1 protein-coding gene and 1 pseudogene are annotated in these 951 nt (G+C 35.6%); one reads left to right on the plus strand and one right to left on the minus strand.

Annotation, left to right across the window (positions count from 1 at the left end; translation table 11 throughout):
• Positions 1-167 (minus strand): magnesium chelatase domain-containing protein (locus tag ACFIKE_RS11530; protein ID WP_375650078.1); only part of this gene is annotated, 167 nt, incomplete at its 3' end.
• A 407-nt stretch (positions 168-574) separates the two neighbouring features.
• Between ACFIKE_RS11530 and ACFIKE_RS11535 the strand changes: the two are divergent.
• Positions 575-951 (plus strand): annotated as a pseudogene (locus ACFIKE_RS11535) (outer membrane protein assembly factor); the annotation flags it as partial.

Raw genomic sequence — 951 nt, forward strand, 5'->3', positions numbered from 1 at the left:
CCACAAGCGTGGAGGGCTGCTTGTACACGTTCACGGCTTTCTGCAACTGCTTTATCAGCTAATCCAACAATAGCCATCCCTATTTTACCAGACGAAATCATAACCTGTACATCGACAGGAACTGCTTCTAGACCGCGAAAAGCAACAGTTGTGATACGTGCGATCATTTATTTATTTTTCCCCTTTAGACTTGGTAGAGACAATCATATCTATGTATAAAAATCAAGAAGCATCTCTATGGTTTTTTTTATAGAGAAATCTATATAGATGGGCAGTTTTTTAGCGTTCTCATGGAAAGTCATTTGTACAAATTTAACCATGATAGTATGGGACGCAATAAAACATTTATAGTAAGCTAAATAAATATGTTAAGAAAAAAGAATGAGGCTGTTCGTGTTATACAACAGTGCAGAATTTTATGAAAATATAAGGGGAGGGTGACGTTATGTATCGCAGAGTGTTATTTGATGTGATAAAACGTGTAAAATGTGCAAAGTAATTATATTTACCTTTCTTATTTTTATATTATTTAAAGCGTAGTAGATTCAAAGTGTATTATAAGGTATCTGATTTTATGGTATACCAGACAAGAATTTTGTTAAAATCAGGGACTGTGCGCTGTGTCTTTATAGGCTTGTGTTTTTCTTTTTCTTTTCCACAGCCACTTGCTGCATTTGATTTTTTCGGTATTCCTCTTTTTGGTCAAAAGAAAACAAATTCTCCTTCACATTATGCCAAAAATACAGAGAGATTTTATAAAGTTGATGTTGTTGCACCGCCAGGCGCGCCATTAGAAGGTATAAAAATAGTTAAATCTGTTTCTTCTCTTGTTGCTGATAAAGAGAAAGGATCTGCCAGTTCTTCTGGTTTACTGGCCAAGGCGCGTTCAGATTATCGAGCAATTCTTTCTGCTCTTTATGCTGATGGACGCTACGGTGGTGTTATTAGTAT

It is taken from the genome of Bartonella sp. MU70NMGDW, from assembly GCF_042194085.1.
Lineage (GTDB): Bacteria > Pseudomonadota > Alphaproteobacteria > Rhizobiales > Rhizobiaceae > Bartonella > Bartonella grahamii.